This is a genomic window from Natronospira sp. (genome assembly GCF_007134575.1).
GTDB lineage: Bacteria > Pseudomonadota > Gammaproteobacteria > Natronospirales > Natronospiraceae > Natronospira > Natronospira elongata.
Map to the genome: position 1 here is coordinate 1 of NZ_SLKM01000300.1, position 17,314 is coordinate 17,314.

The window sequence follows — 17,314 nt, forward strand, 5'->3', positions numbered from 1 at the left end:
ACCTTTTTGTTACGTTTTGTTTTCCGCCGGCCATCAAGGTGGATGGCGAAATGACCCAGCTTACCGACCGGCCCTTGGGGGCCGACCAGAGTGCCTTGCTGGTTCGGGCAATCATGAACGATAAGCAGGCCAAGGCATTTGATGCCACCAAGGAGGCCAATTTCGCCATCAACCCGCGCGGCATTGGCCGTTTCCGTGTCAGTGCCTTCGTTCAACAGGGCCGAACCGGTGCCGTGCTGCGGACCATCAAGACCGAAATTCCCCGCCTGGAAGATCTCCAACTGCCGGAGATTCTGGAAGAAATTGCCATGACCAAGCGTGGACTCGTGATTGTGGTGGGGGCCACCGGCTCGGGTAAGTCCACTACCCTCGCGGGCATGCTGGGGAAGCGCAACCAGAAAAGTCGAGGCCATATCATCACCATCGAGGACCCGGTGGAGTTCGTTCACCCGCATCAGGGGTGCGTGATAACCCAGCGGGAGGTGGGTGTGGATACCGAGGACTGGTATGCGGCCCTGAAGAACACCTTGCGCCAGGCGCCGGATGTGATTCTGATTGGGGAGATCCGTGATCGGGAGACAATGGATTATGCCGTTCAGTTTGCCGAGACCGGGCACCTCTGCCTGTCCACGCTGCACGCCAACAATGCCAACCAGGCACTTGACCGAATCATCAACCTGTTTCCCGAGGAGCGCCGGGAGCAGTTGCTGATGGACCTGGCTCTCAACCTCAAGGCAATCATTTCGCAAAGACTGGTCCGAAATTCCGATGGCGAGGGCATGTCGGTGGCGGTGGAGATCTTGATCAATACGCCATTGATTGCTGACATGATCCAGAAAGGCGAAGTGGGGGAGATCAAGGAAGTCATGGGCCGCTCCCGAGAGTTGGGCATGCAGACCTTCGACCAGGCATTGTTCGAGCTCTTTGAAGCGGGGCGTATCGGTTATGAAGATGCCATCCGTAATGCCGATTCAGCCAATGAGCTTCGTCTCAAGATCAAGCTGGAGAGTGATCGCCAGCCCCGGGATCTGGAGAAAGGGACGGAGAAACTGCACATCATGGAGGACGAAGACCCCAGCGGGCATCGTCGTTGATTGGCATTCATCAGCCATTATTTGATGGATAGAGGAAGCAGCCAGGCATGAATATCCAGCCCTATCTCAAGCTCATGGCGGACAAGAAGGCCTCCGACCTTTATATCACCGCCAACGCGCCGGTGAAAATGCGTCTTGAAGGCAAGATGGCTTCGGTCGGCAAGACGGTACTGACGCCCGAGGTGGTGGAGGAAGTCGTCACCAGTGTCTTGAGTGAACGTGACCGACGGGTGCTTGAGGTGGACATGGAAGTGGATTTTGCCCTGTCCGAGAAAGGTATTGGTCGCTTTCGCGGCAATGCCTTTCGCCAGCGGGGGCAACTTGCCATGGTGCTTCGCTATATCCCCTCCAATGTGCCGGAGCTTGATAATCTGGGCCTGCCGGAAGTACTCAAGGACGTGGCAATGACCTCCCGGGGGCTGGTGCTCATGTGCGGCTCAACCGGTTCAGGCAAGTCCACGACCCTGGCGGCGATGATCAACCATCGTAACGAGAATGCCAGTGATCACATTCTCACCATCGAAGACCCCATCGAGTACACCCATAAGCACCGCAAGTCGATTATCAATCAGCGGGAGCTCAACCAGGATACCCTGTCCTATGCCAAGGCCTTGCGCAGTGCCCTGCGTGAGGCGCCGGATGTGATTCAGATTGGTGAGATCCGTGACCGGGAAACCATGGAGGCATCCATTCAGCTTGCCGGTACCGGGCATCTGGCCATCTCCACTCTGCACTCCAATAATGCCCATCAAACCCTGGATCGCATCGTCAATCTCTTTCCCAAGGAACTGCACTCCCAGGTCTTTATGGATCTCGCGCTGAATTTGCGTGCCGTGATTTCTCAGCGCCTGCTGCTGGGCGTGGATGGCAAGCGGGTCGCGGCTTGCGAGGTGATGATCAATACCGCCTACATTTCAGAGCTGATCCTCAAGGGCCAGATCGAGAAGATCTCCGAGGCCATGGAGGATTCCAACGAACCCGGCATGCAGACTTTTGACGAGGCCCTCAGCCAACTCTACCGTGACGGCAAGATTGAACTCGACGAGGCCCTGCGCAATGCCGATTCCCGCGCCAACCTCGAAGCCAAAATCAACTTTGGGTAGGGGAGCCTCGGTGGTGGTCCGAAGCGGTGGCGAGGCTCCCAGGCTGTATGTATCCGTCCGGGATACGCGGTCGGGTGGTTCAGTGGAAGAGGCCGGCCTTGTCGGCGGGTTTTTCCGGGGGGAAGACGGCGTTGGCATCGAACACCGGGCCGTCCACGCAGACCCGTTTCATGGCCGGGCCCTGATCGGTCTCCACCCGCACCACGCAGCCCGCACAGCCACCCACCGCGCAAGCCATGTACTCCTCCAGCGCCACCTGGCAAGGCAGCCCATGCTTCTGTGCCAGGCGGGCGGTGGCTGCCAGCATGGGGGTTGGGCCGCAGGCGTGGATCTCCACTTGGGCGTGGGCATCGGCATCCAGGGATTGCAGCCAGTGATCGGCCAGCTCGGTGACAAAGCCTTCGAAGCAGCCGGGGTAACCCTGGCCACTGGCCAGGCGGCAGGGGATGCCCCAGTCTTCCAGCAGCGGCATGGTGGCGATCACGCCCTCCGGGATGCCGGGAACCATGTGGGTCGATGGCCGGGCCTTGAAGGGGAAGGGGACTTCCGAGCCGAGGGTGGCCAGGGGCTTGACATCCGCTTGCTGCCTGAGGCGATCGGCCAGGAACACCATGGGCGGAATGCCCACACCGCCCCCGATGAGCAGCGGTCGGCGGCGACCGGCACTTGGCTGGAAGGTCTTGCCGATGGGGCCCATGACGCCGATCTGGTCACCGGCCCGCTGTCGCGCCAGCAGCGCCGTTCCCTTGCCCACCACCTTGTAAAGACATTCTACCCAGCCTTCCTCGGCCGAGACCCGCATGATGGACAGGGGGCGGCGCATGGGCAGCGAGCTATCGCAGCGGATATGGACGAAACTGCCGGGTTCGGCCCGGCGGGCGGTTTCCGGGGCTCGAAAGCGAATCACGTATTGCTCTGCGGCATGGGCGACCTGCGCCAGCACTTCGGCCTCTTCCACGAATATACTGCCCCGGTGGGCGGGATGCTTGCTCATAGGATGCTGTCTCCGTGAAATAGCCAGGTCAGGGCGGCCATGCGGGCGGCCACGCCGTTCTGGACCTGATCGAGTATCAGTGAGCGGGGGCCGTCAGCCAGTTCGTCGTCAATTTCCACGCCCCGGTTCATGGGGCCGGGGTGCAGGACACGGGCCGACGGGGCCCATTGCGCCACGCGCGCCTCATTCAAACCCCATTGTTCATGGTAAGCCGTCGGATGGGCCAGTTGTGGATCGGTCAGGACATCCGCTGCGATGCGTTCCCGCTGAATACGCAGAGCCATGATTACCGCTGCCCCCTGAATCGTCTCTTTCAGGTCCTGATGCAGGCTGACCCCGGCCGGGGCGTTGTCGGGCAGGAAACCCTCGGGACCCCCCATTCTAATGCTTGCCGCACCCAGCATGCGCAGGGCCTCCACCGCGGACGCCGCAACCCGGGAATGGCGCAGGTCGCCGACGATGCTGATGTCGAGGCGGGCGAAATCAAAACCGGCTCGCATCAGGGTGAGCATGTCCAGCAAAGCCTGGGTGGGATGCTGACGGGTGCCGGCGCCGGCATTGAGTAGATGGCAATTCGGCGGCAGGACATCGGCCGCGGCCTGAACCACCCGGGCATCGCCATGGCGAATGACAAACAGCCTTACCCCCATGGCGGCCAGCGTGCGAACGGTGTCGACGACGGTTTCACCTTTGACCGTGGAGGTGTGGTTGATGTCCAGGTTGAGGACATCCGCACCCAGTCGGCGGGCGGCGATTTCAAACGAACAGCGGGTGCGGGTGCTGGGCTCGTAGAATAGCTGGGCGACGGTCACCCCCGATAGCTGAGTCCGAGATTCGGTCTGGGGATCGGCGTCGGCATGGGAGCGGGCCAGATCCAGCAGGGTTCGCAGTTGCCCTGGTTCAAGGTCGTCAATGGCCAGCAGATGTTGTGTCATCCCCGTGTGGTCTCCCCGTTCAGTCATTGGTCTTCATTGCTTGAGCCAGTCTTCCAGAATTCGAGCGGCGGCCAGGTCGTCAATGGCCTCCCCGGGGCGGCGTTCGCCAGTACTGGCGGCCGCATGTGAACTCAGGTGTTCGTCCACACTGTAAACGGGTTTGCCGAAACGTCCCTGCAGTTGTCGGGCAAACCGCCGTGCTCTCGGACTGAGCTCGTTGTCACTGCCATCGGCATGCGCCGGTATGCCAACCACCAGGGCCGCCGGTCGCCATTCGCGGATCAGATCAGCGATCTGCTCCCAGTCCGCCTTACCGTTGTCGGCTGGAAGGATGGTTAGCGGGTTGGCCGTCTGGGTCACGGTCTGACCCACGGCGACGCCGATCCGGCGCAATCCGTAATCGAAACCCAGCAGTGTGCCTTGCACCTTGGGCTGGTTCACGCGTGACCCGACTGATCGCTCAGGCGGCTCAAGTCCACACCCATGGCGCGGGCCGATTCCCGCCAGCGCTGGGCCGGTGGCACATCGAACAGGATGCGTGCCTCGGCCGGGCTGCTCAGCCAGGCATTTTCGCTGATTTCCTGTTCCAGCTGGCCCGCGCCCCAGCCGGCATAGCCCAGGGCGACGAAGCTCTTCTCGGGGCCTTTGCCGTCGGCAATGGCGGCCAGGATGTCTCTTGAGCTGGTCACCCCCAGGTCGTTGCCGAGATCGAGGCTGGCCTCCCAGTCCCCCAGGGGCTGGTGCACCACAAAGCCTCTTTCCTGCTCCACCGGCCCACCCTGGAACAGGGGCTGGTTGCCGATGCCGGTTTGAGCCTCTCCCAGTTCCAGTTGCTCGAGCACGTCGCCCAGATGGATGTCTTCCAGGGGGCGATTGATGATAATCCCCAACGCGCCTTCGGGGCCGTGCTCACAGATCAGCGTCACGGTGTGATGAAAGTTGGGATCGCCCAGGGCCGGCATGGCGATCAGAAAGTGTCCGTTTAGATAATCAGGATTGGCCATGGGCGTGGTTTCTTGGCGCGCAAATGGATTCCCATTCTACCAGTCGCCCGTGGTCGGGGTGAAAGGGGTCAGCTGCCGGCAGGTAGCCGCACACCGGTGCGGATGGTGCGGTCGGTCCCGAATTCCCAGCGGAAAGCGAAACGAATCACATCGGCCTCTTCGCGAATCGCCTCGGGAAAAGCGGCGAAGGGGGAAGCTGTCCGGACAATGCGGGCGGCGGCCCGGTCCAGGGTGGGATGGCCAGAGCTTTCCAGTGGCCGGACTTCACGGAGGGTACCATCGGCGGCGATGGCCACTTCCAGGGTGAGGGCGCCGGTCAGGCCGTCGCGCCGTGCTTCCACCGGGTAGTGTTCATTGCCCACCGATTCCACCCGGCGGCGCCAGCCTTCCAGATACTCGGCATAGGCGTGCTCCCGGGTGTTGACCTGAATGAACTTCTCGCGTGGGTCGTCACTGTGGGCCAGGGGTTGGCGATCATCGTCGCTAATGGGGTCGGCCTGCTCAGCGCCATCGGTGAGCAGGCGGGCCAACTGCAGTGGCTGGCGGGTATCCCGCGGCGTGGTGTTGGCACTGGCAACCCGTTCCGGACTGCTCTCGGTGGTCAGCAGCGGGTTGCTTTCCGGTTCCGGCTCAAGACTGTCCAGGCTGTCGGGGGATTCACTGCCATCGGTGACATCCACCTCGGTTTCCTCGGCCCAGCCCTCTTCCAGTCCTGGGTTGGGAATCTGGTCCAGGGTGGATTGGGCGGATTCCGGACGGACGCGTTCCTCCACGTTCCCCGCCCCGCGCTGGTCGGCCTGGGCCAGATAATCCGCCTCTTCCGGGGGGCGCTCGTCCGGGGTCGCGACCAGGGTGACCTCCAGGGTGTTGGCCCGCAGTTCACCCGGCTGGTCGGCGGAGAAACTTACCCCCAGGATGACCATGCCGTGCAACAGGGCAGCCAGAAAGACCGTCGTGATCAGGCGATCACGGGACCCGGGGCGCAGTTTCACCACCTCAATCTGTCGCATGGGACGCGGTCCTCCCGCCCTTCGGGGTTGTTTCCAGCTGTTTCAATGTCTCAGACGCTATCATGCCGGTAAAGATTCCCAACGGCAGCGCGGCAATCATGAGCCAGGGTGCCAGAAGCCAGAGGCCATCATGTGGGATCAGCAGCAGGCGCACGATAAGCAATTGTCCCCCGACATGGGCCACCGATGCCAGTGCCCCGCTGCCAATGGGGCTCAGGCCCAGGCGCAGCAAGGGGCGCACGACCGCCAGGCTGAGCAGCACCGCCAGGGCCCCCACCAGGCTGAGCAGGAAGGCCGGCGCCAGAAAGGTGCCGATCAGCAGGCTGCCACCGACCACCCGCAATAAACTGACCCAAGCGGCCATGGCCAGACCATAGCGGAACAGCACCACCAGGGTGATGACATTGGCCAGGCCGGGCCTGAGCCCCGGCACCGGGCTGGGAATGGCTGTCTCCAGCACATGGATGATCACGGCAAGCGCCGCCAGGCCGACCACCAGGCGATCCTGTTCAGAAGTTGATGCTGTCATAGCCGTTTTCTTCCGCTTCCAGGCGGATGTGAACGCGATTGGGGATGCAGGTCGCGCTGTCGCCATGTTGGCTCAGCCATCCCCGACGCAGGCAGATCCGGTCTGGGCAGGGGGCATCGGCAAAGCGAATGCGACCGTTGCTCACTTCCAGAAGGCTCTCCCCCAGGGGGCCGCTCACCGTGTATTCGCCGGCTCGGGAGAGATTGATCCGCTTCACGATTGTATCTTCCGCCATCACCAGAGCGGTATCACCGCTACGCCCATCCAGGCTCATCGCCAACAGCAGCCCCAGGCTGGCCGCCAGTATGAGGATCACAAGACAGTCGAGCAGGGACGGTCGTGGCATCAGGGAAGCGCTTTGACAGTTACGTCGGGTTGGCGTTGATCGAATTCGATCCGTGCCTCCATGGCCGGTGACAACTCTACCTGGCCATCGGGCGTGACCAGCATCACGGTGTCCACCTCCATTTGCGCCGCCAGCTCGGGCCAAGCACCGGGGCCGGCGACAAACAGGGCGGTGGCCGCCGCGTCTGCCCGGGCGCATTCGGTGCTGATCACGGTGACCGAGGCGCTGGCGTCGGCGGGGTGGCCAGTCCGCGGATCGAGGATGTGGTGATAGGCCTCACCATCATGTTCGAAGGTTCGCTCATAGTCGCCCGATGTCATCACGCATTCTCCGTCGGTCACCGTCACGCCGGCCAGCACGCCGTCCCCGCGCGGATCCAGAATGCCGATCCGCCAGGCGCGGGCGTCAACGCTGTCGCCACCAGCACGGCCCAGGGCAAGAAGGTCACCACCGGCATTGATGATGCCGTGCTCGAGCCCGGCGGCATCCAGGTTTTCGTGCAGTCGATCCAGGCTGAGCCCCTTGGCGAAACCGCCCAGGTCCAGGCGGAATCCCTGCCCGGGGCCCCGGAGCAGGCCAGAATCGAGTTGCAGGGCGCTCACTGGGGGCAGTGACTCAAGCAGGCCATGCAGTGATTCCTCGCTCGGTGGCGGTCCCGCTTTGCGAGGCTGACGGTGAAAGCTCCAGGTTTCCACCAATGCCCCGATGCCGGGGTGAAACAGGCCCTCGCTTTGTTGACCCAGCAGCAGCGCCTGCTCGATGCCATCGCGCAGGGAAGCGGGCACATTGGCCTGGCCGTCATTGGCCAGACGCTGATTTAGGCGCCCAAGCTCGCCGCCACCCCAGCCGTCCCAGCGCTGCTCGTGGACCTCAAAATGGGATTCGATCAGCCGGGTCGCCGACTCGGTGGACAGGGGGCCCTCGATCAGGGTGAGATCAATCCGGGTGCCCATGGCATGGAAATGCGCCTGCTGGCGCTCTGCTTCCTCGCCTGGCTGGCAGGCACTCAGCAGGCCCGCCACCAGGACGGTCGCGGCCAGCCTCACCATCCTTCCAGCTCCGCCAGTTCGTCCATCAGTTGAGCGCTGATATTGCTGCCGTAGATGTGGTCCAGTTCGCGTACGCAGGTGGGACTGGTGACATTGATTTCGGTGACATAGTCGCCAATCACGTCCAGGCCCACGAACATCAGGCCCTTGTCTCGCATCACCGGGCCGATTCGCTCGATCAGCCAGTGATCTCGTTCACGCAGCTCCGATCCCTGAACCGTGCCGCCGGCGGCGATGTTGCCCCGGGATTCGCCGGCGCGGGGCAGCCGCGCCAGTGCCGGGCCGGTGGCTTTGCCATTGACCAGCAGTATGCGACGGTCGCCATCGCGGATTTCCGGCAGATACCGCTGGGCCAGGGCAAAGCGGGCGCCGCTGGCGGTCAGATGCTCGAGAATGACGCTGGTGTTGGGGTCGCCATCGCGGACCACGAAAATATCCCGTCCGCCCATGCCGTCCAGGGGTTTGAGCACCGCGTGTCCCTGATCCCGGATAAAGCCCCGCAGTCGGTCACCGTCCCGCGCAATCACGGTGGGTGGGCAGCATTCCGGGAACCAGGCGGTATAAACCTTCTCGCTCACATCACGCAGACTGGCGGGGCGGTTCACCACCCGCAGGCCCTCGTCCGCGGCCCGCTCGAGAATATAGGTGGCGTAGATATACTCCATGTCGAAGGGCGGGTCCTTGCGCATCAGCAGACAGTCCAGGGATGACAGTGGTCCTCCCTGGGGCTCGCCCAGATCGAAATAATCCTGATCCTGGTCCCGGACGGTCAGGGGGCGCCAGCGGCCCATGGCGCGGCCATCCTGCAGAAATATATCTTCCAGGGTCAGATAGGACAGGGCCCAGTCCCGGTTCTGGATCTCCAGCATCATTGCCAGGGTGGTGTCCTTGTGCGGGGTGATGGATTCGATCGGATCCATGACCACGCCCACATTGGGTCTGCGGTTCGTCATTGCGCTGTCCTGTGTTATGACTCAAGGCGGCTGGGCTTGGCCGTTCAGTGTACCGCCTGGCTCGGGTTTTCGAGGCCAGGGTGGACGGAAATCCGGCAAATTCCCAGTGTTCCGTGAACCAGTTCAAGGAAATTTCGTGGATTGTCCGCTAATATTATGATAGAACGCGATAATATTACCCGGTAAGGGACGGTATTCTGGTCCGCATCGGGGCAATCCATGGGTGCAAGGGCGGCTTTTGGCGTGGAAATGGCGTAGAGTGTCAAGGCACGGTAGTCGTCCGAGGGGGATCGTGTGATGGATCGGACAATGGCTGCCGCCGGTTCGGGCAACGCCGGAATGGTCCGCCCGCCAGCAGACCATGACAAGTTTCGCAATACGATGGAGGTTCCGGTGGCGAATGACGGCGATCTGAGTGGACTCAAGGTCCTGGTCATCGATGACAGTAAAACCATTCGCCGCACGGCTGAGACCCTGCTGAAGAAGGCCGGCTGCGAGGTGTTGACCGCCGTGGACGGTTTCGAGGCGCTTTCGGTCATCGCCGAATCCGAACCCGACATCATCTTCGTGGACATCATGATGCCGCGTCTCGACGGCTATCAGACCTGCGCGCTGATCAAGCGCAATAACAGCTTCCGCAATACGCCGGTCATCATGCTGTCCAGCAAGGACGGCTTGTTCGACCGTGCTCGCGGTCGCATCGTCGGGTCTGAAGAGTATCTGACAAAACCGTTCACGCGAGACGAATTACTGGGGGCGATCGAGAATCACGTGCGACGCACGGCCTGATCGTTGTTTTCGGCAAGCGACGACGACTAAAACCCTAAAGCGACATAATTCTGGAGGAACAAGGTAATGGCGACGGTCTTGATTGTTGATGACTCCCCCACCGAGGTGCATGTTTTCAAGTCCCAGTTGGAGAAGGCGGGCTACGAGGTGATTGCCGCTGAATCCGGTGAGGAAGGTCTCGAAAAGGCCCGCAGCGAAAAGCCGGATGTGATCATCATGGACGTGGTGATGCCCGGCATGAGTGGTTTTCAGGCCACTCGTCAGCTGGCAAAGAACGACAATACCCGCGATATCCCGGTGATCATCATCACCACCAAGGATCAGGAGACTGACAAGATCTGGGGCATGCGTCAGGGTGCCATCGCCTATCTGGTCAAGCCGGTGAAGGAAGATCAGCTCATCGGCAAGGTCAAGGAAGCATTGGAGAAGTAATTCGTCATGGCCGACATCACCACCCTTTCGGATCTGGTCGACCAGCCCTTCCGCCTGCTGCAGGAGCTGGACCGTCGTTGCCGCCAGGCAGCAGCGGGGCGCCAGCAGGAAGCGACCCTGGAGACCGGGGACGAATGGGTGGGGGTTGGCATGCGTATGGGCGAGCACAACATCCTGGTGCCCCGGGAGGAGGTCAGGGAAGTGCTGCCCATGCCCGATCTGGCCCGAGTACCCGGTGCCCGGGCCTGGTTGCTTGGTCTGGCCAATGTTCGTGGTCAATTGTTGTCCGTGGTGGATCTCCGCCAGCTTGGCGGTGGTGAAAGCACCCCGCTGGATCGCCGAAGTCGCGTGATTGCCGTGAAGCATCCGGAAATTCCCGCTGGCCTTCTGGTCAGTGAAGTGCGTGGCTTTCGCCGTTTCCAGTCGGACGAGGCCGTGGACGAAGCGAATGATGAACTGGGGGCCGAGTTTCGCCCCTTTGTCCGCGGTGCATTCCGCCGTGGTGAGGAGTACTGGACGGTACTCAGTTTCCGGGACCTGGTGGAAAGTCAGCTTTTCCTCCAGGCCGCTCAGTGAAAATGGCGATTGACCGGTGCAAGCACATGACCGGAATCGAGAACGATGAACGACACCAGGTGAAGACTCATGGCTAAGTCCTCCGGTACCACTTCCAACAAGCTCCTCTACGTCCTGATCGTGGTGGTGCTCGCTCTGCTCGCGGCGGCGATCGTGAATTTCTTCTTCGTGACCCAGAGGGCGGCTCATGATGAGGAGTTTCTGGGGTATGCAGCGGAAGCCGCAGTCATTTCCCAGAGTGTTTCCAAGAACGCTCAGCTTGCGGTCGATGGTAATCGGGAAGCCATTCAGCGACTCTACACTGACCGTGAGCGCTTTGACCGAAACCTGGACAGGATGCGGCGGGGTAACCCCGATACCTTGCTTCCGGCCCCGCCAAGGCAGGTCCGTCAGGAGTTGAGCATTGTCGAGGATCGCTGGTCTGATACCGGCCGTGGCGCGGCTCAGCTGCTTCTGGACCAGGGGGACATGATTCGTCGTAGTCATCAGTCCCTGGAAATCATTGATGAGAATATTGGGCCGCTACAGAACAGTATTGAAGCGCTGGGCGATCGCCTGCTGGAAATTAATGCGGGAGCCAGCCAGGTATTCCATCAGGGACGGATGGCTCAGCTGGCGCCGCGTATTCATCAGTGGAGCGTGTCTCTGGTGACCGGTAGTGGTGATCCGGGTGTGGCGCAGCGTCGAATTGGTGATGACAATGCCTTCTTCGGGCGTCTGGTCCGGGGCTTTCAGGATGGCGATGACAGCCTGGGTGTGGAGGCAGTGGCTGATAGCGAGGCTCAGTCCATCCTGACCGATATCAGCGTCTACTACGGGCGTATCAATGATGAAGTCAGCCGGATCGAGGGCCAACGGGCAGAGCTTTTGTCCGTCCATCGGGCCAATAGTGCTCTGGCGGAGATCAGTGACAGCCTGCTGGCGGGTATCCGCTCTGTTGAAAGTACTTACCGCCGTTCCATCGACGATCGCATGTTTTCGGCCACCTATGGTTACATTTTTGGTGGTTTGGCCCTGCTGATTCTGGCGGTGCTCATCTATGTCTATGTGCTGACCTCCGACACCCGTAAGGCGGCGGCGCTGCAGCAAGAGCAGAACGAGCGGAACCAGGAGGCCATTCTGCGTCTGCTGGACGAGCTGGGCAGTCTGGCTGATGGCGATCTGACCGTGCAGGTCTCGGTGACCGAGGACATCACCGGTGCCATCGCCGACTCCATTAATTACGCGGTGGACGCCCTCCGGGAGCTGGTGGTAACCATTAACGATACCGCGGTGCGTGTGGATGCCACGGCCCAGCAGACGCGAGCGACCGCGTCTCATCTGGCCGAGGCATCCGAGCATCAGAGTTCGGAAATTACATCCGCCAGCCGTCAGATTCAGGAAATGGCCGAGTCCATTGAGCAGGTCTCGGAGAATGCCGAGCGTTCCACCCGAGTGGCGCAGCAGTCGGTGGAGATTGCCCATAAGGGCGGCGATGCAGTGCGTCGCACCATCGACGGCATGAACAATATTCGGGAAAACATTCAGGAGACCTCCAAGCGAATCAAGCGACTTGGTGAGAGTTCCCAGGAAATTGGCGATATCGTGGAGCTGATTAACGATATTGCCGAGCAGACCAATATTCTCGCCCTCAACGCGGCCATTCAGGCATCTGCTGCCGGTGAGGCCGGTCGCGGCTTCGCGGTGGTGGCTGACGAAGTGCAGCGACTCGCGGAACGGTCCGGTAATGCCACCCGGCAGATTGAAGCCCTGGTGAAGACCATTCAGACCGATACCAACGAAGCCGTGATCTCAATGGAGCACTCCACATCGGGTGTGGTGAGCGGGGCGCGCCTGGCGGAAAATGCGGGTGAGGCCCTGGATGAGATTGAGAAAGTGTCCAACCATATTGCGACACTCATTCAGAGTATTTCCGGTGCCGCCCGTCAGCAAGCGCAGGCTGCCAGTGACGTCTCTCGCACCATGCAGGTGATTCAGGAGATTACCTCTCAGACGCACGAAGGCACCACTGCCACTGCCGACAATATTGGCAAGCTGGCCGCATTGGCTACCGAGCTGCGTAAATCCGTTTCCGGCTTCAAGCTCCCGGGCAAGCAGGAGGAGCAAACCATGGTCATGTCTTCCGAAGACGTTGACCAGGGCGAATCGGAAGCCCTTGAAGACGGGGAGATGGCTTCCCTTGAAGATATGCCGGAAGACAGTGATGATCTTTCCAGTCTGGAGTCCGGCGATATCGAAGACAGCGTTGATGAGCAGGAAGGCGGGCTGGACGAATTTGTCGATGAAATCGACTGGCCGGAAGATGATGAGGCTGGTGACAGCGAGCAGAAACGTCAGCGGGATACTGAGCGCGTGGATTGATTGCCCGCGCTGTGTGGATCATTAGCCGGCAGAGACCGGCCAGGGAGTGGTCAGGTATGCGATTTGCCGCAGCCTGATCGAAAATTTCAGTCATCTCCCCCGCGGGGGTGATTGTCGGTGCAAACAGTGACCGGGACCGGAGCCATGACACAGGCCGCATCCGACTCGCTTCTGTGGATTAAGAGCGAGCTCGATACTACCTTCACCCAGGCGCGCCATGGGCTTGAGGCCTATGTGGAGGATGAGGAGGCCAAGGGTCTCGATGACTGCCTGCGTGCTTTGCGTCAGGCCCACGGCACCTTGCGAATGGTGGAGGTGTTCGGTGCTGCCATGCTGGCCGAGGAAATGGAGGCCTTGGGGCGGGCAGTCGCCGACGAAGCGGTCAACGACCGCGATGCGGCGCTGGAAGTGCTCAGCCGCGGCCTCCTTCAGCTTCCGGATTACCTTGAGCGTATCGTGGCGGGTCAGCCCGATGTGCCCCTCGCCCTGCTGTCTCTGATCAACGACATGCGTTCGGCTCGTGGCCGGCCTCTGTTGAGTGAAAGTGCAGTCTTTGCCCGGGATATTGGTGGCCGCCGTGTTACCGAGGAGGTTGCCCGGCCAGGTGCGGCGGTTGGCGACAGTCAGCAGGTGGCGGTCAAGCTACGAGGCAAGTTCCAGAAAGCCCTGTTGGGCTGGTATCGCGACCCCACTGCCGGAAAGTATCTGAAAGCCCTGTCAAAAATTGCCGAGAAGCTCGAGGAGGCATCCGAGTCGCCGCCGGTTTTCCAGCTGTGGTGGGTCGTCGGTGGGGCGCTTGAGGCCTTGGCCCACGGCGGGCTTGAGGCGGATGTCAGCTTCAAGCAGTTGATGGGGCGGGTTGATCGGGAAATCAAACGCCTGGCCAATGAGGGTGAGATCGCCATTCAGGCGGACCCACCTGAAGAGCTTATCAACAACCTGCTCTACTACATTGCCCGCTCCACCGCAGGTGGTGATCGTGTCAGTGGCATACGAGAGAGCTTCCGCCTGGATGAGTTTCTGCCAGACGAAGAGCGGGTCAAATCCGTCGAGGCCGCCCTTTCCGGGCCTAATGCGCAGCTCATGCAGACGGTGTCGGCGGCGGTCAAGGAGGACCTGGCTCGGGTCAAGGACACTCTGGATATCCATGTCCGCATGGGGCGTGCCGAGACTGACGAACTGGAGCCCCTGTCGGACTTGCTGCGCAAGGTTTCGGACACCCTTGGCATGCTCGGCCTGGATAAGCTGAAGGATCGTGTCAGCCAGGAGCAGGACAGTCTTTCACGCATGATTGCGGCTCAGGCGGTGGACGATGACGGCCTGATGCAGACCGCGAGTGCATTGCTTCAGGTCGAGGAAAGCCTGGACCGGCAGATGAGCGGTGTCTCGGGTGCCGACGATGAAGACGATGGTGCCTATGGTGAGGTGTCCGGCGCTGTTATTCGCGAGTGCATCGTCAATCTGGCCAAGGTCAAGGAGCGGGTGCAGGATTTTGTCAAATCCCCGGCGGAAAAGGAAAAGCTGGAGGCCATTCCCGATCTGGTCCAGCAGATCCGGGCGGGCCTCGGCCTGCTGGAACTGAATCGGGCCGGGGAGATTCTCCAGGCTGCCGCCCTTTTCATCCGTGACCGTGTGGTTGGCAGTGATCAGCCACCGGCGCCAGAGACGCTGGACCGGCTGGCGGATGCCATTGTCAGCACAGAGTTTTATCTGGAAACCATCCAGCAGGGCCGAGGGTACCCAGAGTCCATGCTGGACAATGCGGAGCACTGCATATCGGAGATTGGCTACCGGCCTGGTGCCTTGCCGGGAGAGGCGAAAGAGCCCTCGATCGAACCGCCTACTGAAACTGAAGACACCTTGGCACCAGAAGCCGACGAGGCAGTCAGTGCCGACGCCGATACGTCGGCGACCGATGGGCTTGAAATCGAGTTTGATGCAGAGCCGGGTGATGGTGCCGATGCGCCATCCGCCGACGCTTCGGATGGCGCTCCCGCCGAGTCGGCCGAGGTCAGTGAACCCGACCCGGAGCCTGCCGCTGAAACAGCGCCCACTCCAGCAGAGACGCCGGCACCCGCCGCGCCCGTTGAGGCGCGCAAGAAGATACCGGCTCCGGAAGATATCTCAGAGGAAATCGTGGATATCTTCCTGGAAGAGGCGGAAGAAGAGCTCGCTTCCCTGCGGGAGAACTATCCACGCTGGCGCGAGAATCCGGGCGACCAGGAAGCCCTGACCACTGTTCGACGCTCCTTCCACACGCTCAAGGGTTCCGGGCGGATGGTGGGTGCGGAATTTATCGGCGAGTTTGCCTGGTCCTTCGAGAACCTTCTCAATCGCGTCATTGATCGCACGATTGATGCCAAACCGGCCCTGATTGATCACGTCGGCGAGGCTATCGAAGCCATCCCCGAGTTGGTGGCTCAGCTCAAGGGAGAAGGTGAGCCCCAAGTGGATGCGATTGGGCTGATGGAAACCGCTGATGCCTGGAGCCGCGGCGAAGAGCCAGCTCCGCAAGCAGCGCCTGACCTGCATGCCGGTAGCCTCGGCAGTGACGGCGAGGCCGAGTCCACTGCCGGGGACGAAGGCACCGAACTGCCGGGGGCTCCAGAGATGCCGGAGCAGACCCCGGCCGAGCCGGAAGTCGAAAAAGAGGCCGAGGCCGAGCTCGAGCCGCATGTTAGCGACGAGACCCAGCGGCATGAAGGCGAACAGGACGGTGATGACGATTGGCCGTCCCTCGATGGTATTAGCCTGGAAGAGGCCACGGATGAGGCCAGTCCGGATTCACTGGCGACAGAAGGCGAGGACGAGCCAGTCGATGGTCTCGACGATGAACCGGCCATGGATCCGGTGCTCTATGACATTTTCCGCAAGGAGGCCGAGCGTCACCTTGCCACCCTGGATACCGCAACCGAGGAGGTCTTGCAGGAAGGTGAAATCAGCAGTGACCTGCTGCGCGCTTTGCACACCCTGAACGGGAGCTCCCACACGGCTGATGTGAGTGAGATACCGGCGGTGATGCAACCGCTGGAGAAAGCAGCGCTGGCGATGCAGGAACAGGGCCTGACACCGGGCGAGAATTTCGCTGATGTCTTGAAGGACGCCATTGCGGCCGTTCGCGAGATGATCGAGGGCTTGGCTACTTCGGCAGGCACTGCCGAACCCGATTCTGATTTGCTGGCGCGAGTCCGCGAGCTGATGCCTGCGGAGGAGGAGTCTGCCCCGGCGGCTGAAGAGCCGAGTGAAGCCGCGCCATCCGCTTCAGCAACCGAGCCGCGCCGGGCCAGCGAGATCGCGCTTGAAGACCTGCCCGATTACGATGAAGAGCTCGCCGATGTTTTCATGGAAGAGGCCCGCGAGTTGCAGGAGGCCATGGACGAGGCTCTCAATAACTGGCAGTCCGACCATGATGACACCGCCCTGGTCGCCGCTCTGCAGCGTCATCTCCATACCCTCAAGGGTGGCGCCCGGATGTCGGGCTTGACCCCCATGGGGGACCTCAGCCATGAAATGGAAACGGTTCTGACCAAGGCGGTGGATGGCAAGCTGCCAGTGAGCACCGAGTTCACGGCTTTGATTCAACGTTGCGTTGACCGTGTTCACCGGATGGTGGAACAGGTTGCCGAAGGCTCCGTGATCGTTGACGGGAGCGACCTGGTGCAGGAACTGCAGCGGCTCGATGCACGGGGCGGACAAGTCTTTGACGACGAAGACACGGTAACCGAGGCCCCGGATGACCATCTTGATCAGCCAAGCGACGACGATGTCGAGCTGGACTTTGAGTCTGAGCCTGGGCCCAGTTTTGAAACCGAGGTGGACAGCCACCCAGAGCCAGACGAAGAAGCGAAAGCGCCGGAGCCGGAGCTGCCGGCCCCGACGGAAACAGCGCCAGGCCGTGAGGCCAAGCCCGCTCCCAGTGGTCTGGATGCGGTCGAGGAGCATGGAGAGCGTCGTGCCGCTCCTCGGGTCCAGCAGGAGGTGGTGCGTGTGCGGGCTGATCTCCTGGAGAACCTGCTCAACAATGCAGGCGAGGTCAGCATCTACCGTTCTCGGGTGGAGCAGCAGCGCTCCAATATGGACTTCCACCTCAAGGAGTTGGACCAGACGGTGGATCGCCTGCGTCAGCAGTTCCGTAATCT

Annotated in this window: 16 protein-coding genes; 7 read left to right on the forward strand and 9 right to left on the reverse strand. The window is 61.5% G+C overall.

Features of this window, described 5'->3' with window-relative positions; genetic code table 11:
- The coding region (locus ACJWXQ_RS12030) for a PilT/PilU family type 4a pilus ATPase (protein WP_406672895.1) at positions 1-1,094 on the forward strand (1,094 nt) is incomplete at its 5' end.
- A 47-nt stretch (positions 1,095-1,141) separates the two neighbouring features.
- Positions 1,142-2,197 (forward strand): PilT/PilU family type 4a pilus ATPase, encoded by a 1,056-nt coding sequence (locus ACJWXQ_RS12035; RefSeq protein WP_346050889.1) that lies wholly within the window; start codon positions 1,142-1,144, stop codon positions 2,195-2,197.
- A 79-nt stretch (positions 2,198-2,276) separates the two neighbouring features.
- Here ACJWXQ_RS12035 and ACJWXQ_RS12040 read toward each other — a convergent pair whose 3' ends face one another.
- The 9 genes from ACJWXQ_RS12040 to gshB form a co-directional block, all read right to left on the reverse strand.
- Positions 2,277-3,191, reverse strand: a complete 915-nt coding sequence (locus tag ACJWXQ_RS12040; protein WP_346050888.1) for a dihydroorotate dehydrogenase electron transfer subunit — start codon at positions 3,189-3,191, stop codon at positions 2,277-2,279.
- Positions 3,188-4,153, reverse strand: a complete 966-nt coding sequence (locus tag ACJWXQ_RS12045) for an aspartate carbamoyltransferase catalytic subunit (protein WP_406672896.1) — start codon at positions 4,151-4,153, stop codon at positions 3,188-3,190. The genes ACJWXQ_RS12040 and ACJWXQ_RS12045 overlap by 4 nt, the downstream gene beginning before the upstream one ends.
- A gap of 6 nt (positions 4,154-4,159) precedes the next feature.
- The gene (ruvX, locus tag ACJWXQ_RS12050; RefSeq protein WP_346050886.1) at positions 4,160-4,567 is read right to left on the reverse strand and encodes a Holliday junction resolvase RuvX; all 408 of its coding nucleotides are present in this window, start codon (positions 4,565-4,567) and stop codon (positions 4,160-4,162) included.
- The gene (locus tag ACJWXQ_RS12055; RefSeq protein ID WP_346050885.1) at positions 4,564-5,130 is read right to left on the reverse strand and encodes a YqgE/AlgH family protein; all 567 of its coding nucleotides are present in this window, start codon (positions 5,128-5,130) and stop codon (positions 4,564-4,566) included. Before ACJWXQ_RS12055 ends, ruvX begins: the two co-directional genes overlap by 4 nt.
- 68 nt (positions 5,131-5,198) lie before the next feature.
- Positions 5,199-6,140 carry a TonB family protein gene (locus ACJWXQ_RS12060; RefSeq protein ID WP_346050884.1) on the reverse strand — a complete coding sequence of 314 codons (942 nt, stop codon included), beginning with the start codon at positions 6,138-6,140 and terminating at the stop codon, positions 5,199-5,201.
- Entirely contained in the window at positions 6,127-6,669 is a 543-nt protein-coding gene (locus ACJWXQ_RS12065; protein ID WP_406672897.1) for a Gx transporter family protein, read from the reverse strand. Before ACJWXQ_RS12065 ends, ACJWXQ_RS12060 begins: the two co-directional genes overlap by 14 nt.
- Positions 6,650-7,015: a NusG domain II-containing protein gene (locus ACJWXQ_RS12070; protein ID WP_346050882.1), complete on the reverse strand. Its 366-nt coding sequence runs from the start codon at positions 7,013-7,015 to the stop codon at positions 6,650-6,652. Before ACJWXQ_RS12070 ends, ACJWXQ_RS12065 begins: the two co-directional genes overlap by 20 nt.
- Positions 7,015-8,064: an FAD:protein FMN transferase gene (locus ACJWXQ_RS12075; RefSeq protein WP_406672898.1), complete on the reverse strand. Its 1,050-nt coding sequence runs from the start codon at positions 8,062-8,064 to the stop codon at positions 7,015-7,017. Before ACJWXQ_RS12075 ends, ACJWXQ_RS12070 begins: the two co-directional genes overlap by 1 nt.
- Complete coding sequence (gene gshB / locus ACJWXQ_RS12080) at positions 8,058-9,017, reverse strand: glutathione synthase (RefSeq protein WP_406672899.1); 960 nt, start codon at positions 9,015-9,017, stop codon at positions 8,058-8,060. The genes ACJWXQ_RS12075 and gshB overlap by 7 nt, the downstream gene beginning before the upstream one ends.
- Before the next feature lie 381 nt (positions 9,018-9,398).
- Here gshB and ACJWXQ_RS12085 point away from each other — a divergent pair, with 381 nt between their 5' ends.
- From ACJWXQ_RS12085 to ACJWXQ_RS12105, 5 genes are all read left to right on the forward strand, one after another.
- Positions 9,399-9,806 carry a response regulator gene (locus tag ACJWXQ_RS12085; protein ID WP_346050893.1) on the forward strand — a complete coding sequence of 136 codons (408 nt, stop codon included), beginning with the start codon at positions 9,399-9,401 and terminating at the stop codon, positions 9,804-9,806.
- Positions 9,807-9,872: 66 nt separating this feature from the next.
- Entirely contained in the window at positions 9,873-10,238 is a 366-nt protein-coding gene (locus ACJWXQ_RS12090) for a response regulator (protein WP_346050879.1), read from the forward strand.
- A 6-nt stretch (positions 10,239-10,244) separates the two neighbouring features.
- Entirely contained in the window at positions 10,245-10,814 is a 570-nt protein-coding gene (locus tag ACJWXQ_RS12095) for a chemotaxis protein CheW (RefSeq protein ID WP_346050878.1), read from the forward strand.
- Between the two features lie 69 nt (positions 10,815-10,883).
- Positions 10,884-13,175 carry a methyl-accepting chemotaxis protein gene (locus ACJWXQ_RS12100; RefSeq protein ID WP_346050877.1) on the forward strand — a complete coding sequence of 764 codons (2,292 nt, stop codon included), beginning with the start codon at positions 10,884-10,886 and terminating at the stop codon, positions 13,173-13,175.
- Between the two features lie 144 nt (positions 13,176-13,319).
- The coding region (locus tag ACJWXQ_RS12105; protein WP_406672900.1) for an Hpt domain-containing protein at positions 13,320-17,314 on the forward strand (3,995 nt) is incomplete at its 3' end.